This is a genomic window from Micromonospora phytophila (assembly GCF_023656545.1).
Lineage (GTDB): Bacteria > Actinomycetota > Actinomycetes > Mycobacteriales > Micromonosporaceae > Micromonospora > Micromonospora phytophila.
In genome coordinates, this window is the sequence record NZ_JAMOKF010000251.1 from 1 (window position 1) to 8,214 (window position 8,214).

Annotated in this window: 7 protein-coding genes and 1 pseudogene; 3 read left to right on the top strand and 5 right to left on the bottom strand. The window is 73.1% G+C overall.

Annotated elements, in window-relative coordinates; all coding sequences use genetic code 11:
- Positions 1-1,104, bottom strand: a 1,104-nt coding sequence (locus NCC78_RS23390) for a winged helix-turn-helix domain-containing protein (RefSeq protein ID WP_250797077.1), incomplete at its 3' end; no start/stop codon positions are given.
- A 78-nt stretch (positions 1,105-1,182) separates the two neighbouring features.
- Between NCC78_RS23390 and NCC78_RS23395 the strand changes: the two genes are divergently transcribed.
- Positions 1,183-1,734, top strand: a complete 552-nt coding sequence (locus NCC78_RS23395; RefSeq protein ID WP_250797078.1) for a GNAT family N-acetyltransferase — start codon at positions 1,183-1,185, stop codon at positions 1,732-1,734.
- Here the strand turns inward: NCC78_RS23395 and NCC78_RS23400 are convergent.
- Positions 1,633-2,910 carry a glycosyltransferase family 87 protein gene (locus tag NCC78_RS23400; RefSeq protein WP_250797085.1) on the bottom strand — a complete coding sequence of 426 codons (1,278 nt, stop codon included), beginning with the start codon at positions 2,908-2,910 and terminating at the stop codon, positions 1,633-1,635. The two genes, NCC78_RS23395 and NCC78_RS23400, sit on opposite strands and share 102 nt — an antisense overlap.
- A 35-nt stretch (positions 2,911-2,945) precedes the next feature.
- On the opposite strand from NCC78_RS23400, the gene NCC78_RS23405 reads away from it, so the two are divergent.
- A complete protein-coding gene (locus NCC78_RS23405; RefSeq protein ID WP_210775824.1) occupies positions 2,946-3,527 on the top strand; it encodes a GNAT family N-acetyltransferase in 582 nt (193 codons plus the stop codon).
- A 148-nt stretch (positions 3,528-3,675) separates the two neighbouring features.
- Positions 3,676-4,581: pseudogene (locus NCC78_RS23410) on the top strand (sigma-70 family RNA polymerase sigma factor); the annotation flags it as partial.
- Between the two features lie 134 nt (positions 4,582-4,715).
- Here the strand turns inward: NCC78_RS23410 and NCC78_RS23415 are convergent.
- The 3 genes from NCC78_RS23415 to NCC78_RS23425 are packed head-to-tail and all read right to left on the bottom strand — an operon-like array spanning position 4,716 to position 8,044.
- Positions 4,716-5,609 (bottom strand): carbohydrate ABC transporter permease, encoded by an 894-nt coding sequence (locus NCC78_RS23415; RefSeq protein WP_250797081.1) that lies wholly within the window; start codon positions 5,607-5,609, stop codon positions 4,716-4,718.
- Complete coding sequence (locus tag NCC78_RS23420; protein ID WP_250797082.1) at positions 5,606-6,736, bottom strand: carbohydrate ABC transporter permease; 1,131 nt, start codon at positions 6,734-6,736, stop codon at positions 5,606-5,608. Before NCC78_RS23420 ends, NCC78_RS23415 begins: the two co-directional genes overlap by 4 nt.
- A 57-nt stretch (positions 6,737-6,793) precedes the next feature.
- The gene (locus tag NCC78_RS23425) at positions 6,794-8,044 is read right to left on the bottom strand and encodes a sugar ABC transporter substrate-binding protein (RefSeq protein ID WP_250797083.1); all 1,251 of its coding nucleotides are present in this window, start codon (positions 8,042-8,044) and stop codon (positions 6,794-6,796) included.
- Between the last annotated feature and the right edge of the window lie 170 nt (positions 8,045-8,214).

Consider the following 8,214-nt stretch of genomic DNA (forward strand, 5'->3'; position numbering starts at 1 on the left):
CAACGCGGTCTCGCCGGGATCGGCGCCTGGCTCGACCCAGGCGGCCGGCACCAGCAGCACCCCGGCCCGTCGGTCGGCCTTCAGGTCGACCCGGGCGGTGAACCGCTCCCCCTGCAGGAAGGGCAGCACGTAGTAGCCGTACACCCGTTGCGGGGCCGGCACGTAGATCTCGATCCGGTAGCTGAAGTCGAACAGCCGCTCGGTGCGGCCCCGCTCCCAGACCAGCGGGTCGAAGGGACTGACCAGGGTGTTGCCCCGCACCCAGCGGGGCAGCCGGGCCCCGGCGTGCAGCCAGGCCGGCTGCCGCCAGCCCTGCACGGTGACCGGCAGCAGCTCACCGGCCTCGACCAGCTCCGCGATCGCCTGCCGCGCCCCGGCCAGCGGCAGCCGGAAGTAGTCGCGCAGCTCCGGCTCGGCGGCCACCCCGAGCGACCGGGCGGCGAGCGACACCAGGGTGCGGTAGGCGTCGGCGTCGGTCGGCGTGGGCGCGTGCAGCACGGCGGCCGGCAGCACCCGCTCGGGCAGGTCGTAGCGGCGGGCGAACGAGGTGGTGCGCTCGGCGGCGGCCACCTCGCCGGCCCAGAAGAGGAACTCCAGCGCGCGCTTGACCGCCGACCAGTTCCACCCCCAGTGGCCGGTCTCCCGGGGCGCGTCGTGCTCGATCTCGGCGGCGGTCAGCGGCCCCCGGGCGGCCACCTCGTCGCGGACCCAGGCCACCAGGTCGGGCTGCTCCTGCGCGATCCGGCGCATGCCACCCCAGGCGTCGGAGTGGGCCTTGGCCATCCGCCAGCGCAGCGCCGGGTGGAGCCCGACGGGGACCAGCGACGCCTCGTGGCCCCAGTATTCGAAGAGTTCCCGTGGACGACGGTAGGCGGCGGAGTCGAGCAGGGTGGTCGGGTAGGGCCCGAGCCGGCTGTAGAGCGGCAGGTAGTGCGCGCGTTGCAGCACGTTGACCGAGTCCATCTGGATCAGCGCGACCCGGTCGAGCACCCGGCGCAGGTGCCGGCGCGTGGGCACGCCGGCGGGCGGCGGGTCGGCGAAGCCCTGGGCGGCGAGCGCCACCCGCCGGGCCTGGGCGAGCGAGAGCGATTCCGGTGCGGCCATCGTCGGGCACCCTAATCCACGCCTACGACACCGGAGCGGACGCTGGACCGATCGCCCGTCTGCGCATAGAACGGACGCATGCTCACCATCCGCCGCGAGGAGCCCGACGACGCCGAGGCGGTCGCCCGGGTGCACATCCACGGCTGGCAGGCCGGCTACGCCGGGTTCATGCCGGACGAGGTGCTGCGGCGGCTCAACGTCACCGCCTGGGCGCAACGCCGACGCGACCTGGGCACCGCCGACCCGGAGCACCCGTTCAGCACGCTGCTCGCCGAGGCCGACGGGGCGGTCGTCGGCTTCACCACCTTCGGGCCGTACCGCAACAACCAGGACCGCGACGACCTGGACCCGACCCTCGGCGAGATCGTCGCGCTGTACGTGGAGCCGGCGCACTGGGGGGCCGGGACGGGGCGGGCGCTGCTGGCGTCCGCCCGCGACGGTCTGGTCGAGCGCGGCCGGGTCGACCACCGCGTCTGGGTGCTGGAGGAGAACCGGCGGGCCCGCCGGTTCTACGAGCGGGCCGGGCTGTCACCGGACGGTGAGCGGTCGACCTATCCGGTGCCACTGGCCGGTGGGCGCCCGCCGGTCGGGCTGATCGAGCTGCGGTACGCCGGACGCCTCACCGGCTGACCCGGCCGGGGTCGCCCAGCGCCGGATCGGCAGGAACGCCAGCAGCGCCAGGCTGATCCAGACGTAGAGGTTGCTGCCGACGAAGCCGTCCACGCCGGTGAAGTCCTTCTCCCAGGCCCAGACGATCCGGCTGATCAGGAAGCCGTACCCGATGATCGCGGCGCCGAGCAGGACGCGGCGCCGGCGGCTGGCCGCGGGCGCGGCCGTCGCGTTGTCGACCAGCAGGATCAGCCCGGGCAGCAGCCAGACCAGGTGGTGCACCCAGGTGACCGGGCTGACCAGGCACATCACCGCGCCGGTCAGCGCCAGGCCGGTCGCCTCGTCGCCGACGGCCACGGCGGCCCGGGACCGCCAGGCCCAGAGCGCCAGGGCGGCGAGGACCAGCACCAGCCAGGCCAGGGTGCTGGGGTGCTGCGGGTCCAGCCGGGCCACCACCCCGCGCAGGGACTGGTTGGACACGAACGCCAGCTCGCCCACCCGTCCGGTGTTCCACAGCGCCTCGGTCCAGAACTCCCGGGACGCGTCGGGGAAGAGCGCGGCGGCGAGCAGCGTCGCGCCGGCTGCGGCGGCCACCGAGGTGACCGCGGCCCGCCAGCGGCCGGTGACCAGCAGGTAGACGATGAAGATGCCGGGGGTCAGCTTGATCGCGGTGGCCAGCCCAATGCCCACCCCGGCCCACCGGTTGCCGGCCGGCAGCAGTCGCAGCAGGTCCACCGCGACCAGGAAGAGCAGCAGCATGTTGACCTGGCCGAAGTTGACCGTCTCGCGCATCGGCTCGTACGCGGCGGCGAGGCAGAGCGCCACCGCGAGGGCGAACCAGCGGGTCCAGCCGACCCGGCGGGAGATCGGGTCCAGCAGCCACCCGAACAGCACGGCGGTGACCACCACGCTGGCGCTCACGCTGACCACGATCGCCGCCCACCACGGCAGGTACGCCATCGGCAGCATCACCAGGGCGGCGAACGGCGGGTAGGTGAAGCCGTACTGGGTGCCGGGCTTGAGGTAGTCGTAGATCTCGCCGTGGTCGTGCACCCAAAAGGTGAGCGCGCCGTAGTAGACCTTGAGGTCGAAGAAGCCGTGCCGGACGGCCGCCACGTAGAGGAAGGCCGTCACCGCAACGGCGAGCGCGACCACCCCGGCGACCTGTGCGGCCGTCCGCCTGGCACCCTGCGCCACCATCGTCACTCCCGCCCTGCGTAGGCTTCCGTCCCATGGCCATGGGGTACGTCCGCCCGGCGCGTCCCGAGGACGCCGGCGAGATCGCACGCATCCAGCTCGCGACCTGGCGGGTCGCCTATCGCCGGATCCTGCCCCGGCACGTGCTCGACAACCTGGACGAGGCATGGCTCGCCCGGCGGTGGAGCGCGGCGGTGCAGGAGCCGCCCTCCGGCGCGCACCGCGTGCTGGTCGCCGTCGAACAGGCCGAGCAATCCTATCTGGTGGGGTTCGCCGCCTCGGGTCCGGCGGACGCCGAGGCGCTCGCCCCCGGTGAGCCGGCCGAGGCGCTGGCTGAGGGCGTGGCCGCGGTGACGGACCTGCTGGTCGAGCCCCGCTGGGGCCGGCGCGGGCACGGCAGCCGGCTGCTCGCGGCCACCGTGGACCTGTGGCGCACCGACGGCTTCGACCGGGCGGTGGCCTGGGCGTTCGACGGCGACGAGGCGACCCGGAAGTTCCTCACCTCCACCGGCTGGGAGCCGGACGGCGCGGCGCGGGCGCTGGACGTCGACGACATGCTCGTCCCCCAGGTCCGGCTGCACGTCGCGGTCCCGGCCGAGCCGGTCGCCACCGACTGAGCGGCGGCCGGCGCGCGCCGTCGGCCGCCGGTGTCGGGGGCCTCGCCTACGGTGGCCGCATGACTGCACCGACGGCGGGACCCGACTCGGGCCCGAACCCGGCCGCCCCCGGCGGCCGACCCCGCCGGCCTGGAGGGGTTTCCGCGTCGAGCTGACCGGCTACGCCTACCGGATGCTCGGTTCGGCCTTCGACGCCGAGGACGCGGTGCAGGAGACGACGCTGCGGGCCTGGCGCGGCCTCGACCGCTTCGACGGGCGGTCCAGCCTGCGCACCTGGCTCTACCGGAACGCCACCAACGTCTGCCTGGACCTGCTGCGGGGCCAGGGCCGGCGGGCCCTGCCGATGGATCTCGGGGTGCCGTCCGCCCCGGTGGCGACGTCGCTCGGCGCGCCCGGGTCGGGCCGGGAGTGGCTGGAGCCGGCGCCGGACGCCGTCGTCCTTCCCGAGGACCCGGCCGAGCTGGCGGTGACCCGCGAGTCGGTCCGGCCGGCCTTCGTCGCGGCGTTGCAGCACCTGCCGCCGCAGCAGCGCGCGGTGCTGATCCTGCGGGACGTGCTGCGCTGGCGGGCCGGCGAGGTCGCCGAGCTGCTCGACACCACCGTCGCCGCGGTGACCAGCGCGGTGCAGCGGGCCCGGGCCACGCTGGCCGACCGGGAGGCGGCCGCGCCGCCCCCCGCGCTGGACCGGGAGCACCGGGAGCTGCTCGACCGCTACGTCCAGGTCTTCGAGCGGTACGACATCAACGCCCTGGTGGCGCTGCTACGCGAGGACGCGGTGCACGCCATGCCGCCGTATCCGGTGTGGCTGCGGGGGGCGGCCGACATCGGCCGGTGGCTGACCGGGCCGGGCGCCGGTTGCCGGGGTTCCCGGCTGCTGCCGGTGGCCGCCAACGGCGGGCCGGCCCTCGCGCAGTTCCGGCCCGACCCGGCCGGCGGCCACCGCGCGTTCTCGATCCAGCTGGTGGAGTCCTCCGGCGGCCGGATCACCCGGCTCACCCATTTCCTCCAGCCGCGGCTCTTCCCGCTGTTCGGCCTGCCCGACCGGCTGCCCTGAGCGGTACGGCGCGGACGGGGCCGGTGTCCGGGCCGATGAATCCCGGCCGGCGCCGGAGTCCATCCCCGGACAGCACCCCGTCGGCGAAGGACCATGACCAGGACGGCCGCCGTCCGGAACCGCCACCGGCACGGTCAGCCCTTCTCGGCGCCCTCGTTGGCGCCCCGCACGAAGTACCGCTGGAAGATCACGAAGAGGACCGCGACCGGGATGGTGGCCAGCAGCGCCGCCCCCAGCTTCAACGGATACTGGGTGCCCTTGCCGAGCGAGCCGCTGACCAGGTCGGCCAGGCCGCGCGGCAGGGTGAACAGGTCCGGGTCCTGCACCGAGACCAGGCTGTGCGGGAACTCGTTCCAGGACCCCTGGAAGGACAGGATGGTGAGGGTGATCAGCGCCGGCCTGGCCATCGGCAGGACCACCGACCAGTAGGTGCGGAAGACGCCGGCCCCGTCGATGCGGGCCGCCTCCTCCATGCTGACCGGGATCGACTCGAAGAACTGCTTCATGATGAACACGCCGGCCGCGTCGGCGAGCAGCGGCACCACCAGCCCGGCGTAGCTGTTGTAGATGCCGAGCTGGTTGAGCACCAGGAACTTCGGGATGAGCAGCACCACGCCGGGCACCGCCATCACCGCGATGACCGCGGCGAACAGCCCGGACCGTCCCCGGAACCGCAGCCGGGCCAGCGCGTACCCGGCGAGCGAGTCGAAGAAGACCCGGCCCAGGGTGACCAGGACGGTCACCAGCAACGAGTTGCCGAGCCACAGCGGAAAGTTGGTGCCGGTGAAGATCCGCTCGAAGCCGGCGACGGTCAGCGGGTCCGGGATCGGAGAGAGCGGGTTCGCCGCCGCGTCCGGCTCGGTCTTGAACGAGTTGCCGAGCTGGATGACGAACGGGTAGAGGAAGACCAGCCCGAAGAAGACCAGCGTGGCGTACCCGAGGATCCGGGTGGCCAGGGTGCGGGCGCCGCGGCGGTCGTGGTGGGCAGGCGCCGCCGCGACCGGCGGGCGGTCGGTGAGTGCGGTCATGACGGCGACCCTTCCGGTACGCGCCGACGCCACCACCGGGCCCGCCGCGGCCGGTCGGTGTCCCGGTCGGCCATCACCCGGCGCTGCACCAGGGTGAGCACGATGATGATCAGGAACAGCACGAACGAGATGGCCGCGCCGGAGCCGTAGTCGAAGTCCCGGAACGCGGTCCGGTACGACAGGTAGGCCGGGGTGAGGGTGGTCTTGGCCGGGTCGCCCTGGCTCATCACGTACACCTGGTCGAAGACCTGCCAGGAGCCGATCAGGCCGAGGGTGAGCACCAGGAACATGGTCGGCTTGATCATCGGCAGGGTGACGTACCGGAACCGTTGCCAGCGGCTCGCGCCGTCCAGCGTGCTCGCCTCGTCCAGCGCCACCGGGACGCTCTGCAGCGCGGCCAGGAACATCAGCATGAACGTGCCGGAGGTGGTCCACACCACCAGCGTGATGATCGACATCATCGCGACGCTCGGCCCGGACAGCCACTCCCACCAGCTCAGCCCGAACGGGCCGCCGCCGGCCAGCGCGGCCGGCGCGCTGTCCACCCCGACGGCCCCGAGCAGCAGGTGCAGCACGCCGCGCGAGTCGGCGAACCACTGCGGCCCGTCGACGCCGAAGAGGCGCAGCAGCGCGTTGACCGCGCCGGAGTTGGCGAACAGGAACAGGAAGACCACGCTGATCGCCACCGAGCTGGTCACCGACGGGAAGTAGAAGGCGCTGCGGAAGAAGGCCTTGCCCCGGAGCATCCGGTTGTTGACGACCAGCGCGAGCCCGAGGGCGAGCGCGGTCTGCGCGGGCACCACGATCGCCACGTAGTAGCCGTTGTTGCGGATGCTGGTCATGAAGTCCCGGCGGGCCAGCCCGTCCTCGGTGAACAGCCGGGTGTAGTTGTCGGTGCCGACGAAGGGCACCTTCGACGTGAACGGGCTGCCCTGACCGTTCCAGTCGGTGAGGCTGACCCAGAGCGCCATCAGGATCGGCAGCAGCAGGAACAGGCCGAGGATCACGATGACCGGGGCGACGAAGAGCCAGCCGGCGACGTTCTCGTCACCGCGGACGCCCCGGCCGCGTCGGCGCTCCGGGCCGCCGGTCGCGGTGGCCGGCGCGGCGATTGCTTCGGTTGCCATCCACCCTCCTTCGACTCGCCGTGGGGCGCCACCGGTGCGGCGGCGCCCCCGGGCCCGTCAGCTGCCGCCGAGCGCCGCCTTGGCGTTCTTGTCGAAGTTCGCCAGGATGGTCTTCGGGTCGCCGTTGCCCAGGCTCTGCAGGCTGGCCTCCAGGTCCTGCAGGACGCTGTCCATCTTCGGCGCGTTCACCGGGCCCTGGGCGTACGCGGCGCCGTCGATGAACGGCTTGTCCGCCGGGAAGGCGCTGGTGTACTGGTCGCGGACCGACTGGCGGGACGGCATCACGCCGAACGCCGTCGCGAAGGCCATCTGCTGCTCGCCGGCGGTCATCGCCTCGACGAACTTGATCGCCTGCTCCTTGTGCTTCGACTTCGCCGCGACTCCCCAGCACTGGGTGAAGGAGAGCGTGCCCTTGCCCTTCGGGCCGGCCGGCAGCTCGACGACCTTGTACTTCACGTTCGGGAAGTCGTTCTTGAGGGCGCCCTTGATCCAGTTGCCCTCGATCGTCATCACGGCCTTGCCCTTGCCGAACGCCTCACCGGACCAGCCTGCGTCGAGTTGCTTCGGGAAGCGGGCCAGCCCCTCGGTGACCAGCGACTTGACGTACGTCAGGGCGGCGACGTTCTCCGCCGTGTCGGCGGTGGGCTGCTTGCCGTCCTCGCTGAGCAGCCAGCCGCCGTTCTGCACCAGGAACGCGCCCATCCGGTCCCGGGTGTCGCCGAGGGCCAACGGCACCTGCCCCTTCGCCTTGATCTTGCGGGCGGTGGCGGTGAGCTGGTCCCAGTTGGTGGGTACGTCGGCGTCGGTCAGGCCGGCCTTCGTCCACAGGTCGGTGTTGATCTGGAGGGCGAGGGTGGAGAAGTCCTTCGGCGCGCAGTACAGCTTGCCGTCATAGGTGAAGGTGGTGCGCAGGCTCTCGTGGAAGTCGTCCTTGTTGCTGATCTTGTCGCCGTACGGCTCCAGGGCGCCGACGCTGGCGTAGTCGGCGAACCGGGCCGCGTCGACGTAGAAGACGTCCGGCGGGGTGCCACCGGCCAGGGCCTGACCGAGCTGCTGGGTGAGGTCCTGCGCGGGCGTGACCGTGGCCTGGTTGCCGGAGGAGGACGCCCACTTCGCGGCGGCGTCCTGGACGGCCTTGGTCTCGGCGTCGCCGGAGGAGCCGATCAGGATCTGCAGGTTGGCCGGGCCGCTGGACTGGGCGGCGCCGGAGTCGTCGTCGTCGAAACCGCTGCCGCAGGCCGCGGAGCCGAACAGCGCGGCGGCGGCGAGGCCGGCCACCGCGGCGCGGGTGAGGGATCGAGGTGCCATCGGTTCTCCTGGGGGTGTCAGGCGGTGTGCCGCAGCACCAGCGAGGGCTGGAGCAGCACGGGGGCAGGGGTCCGCGGGGGCCCGTCGAGGACCGCGGTGAGCAGGTCGACGCAACGGGCGGCGGCGTCGCCCAGCGGCCGGCTGACGCTGGTCCGGCCGACCGCCGCGGC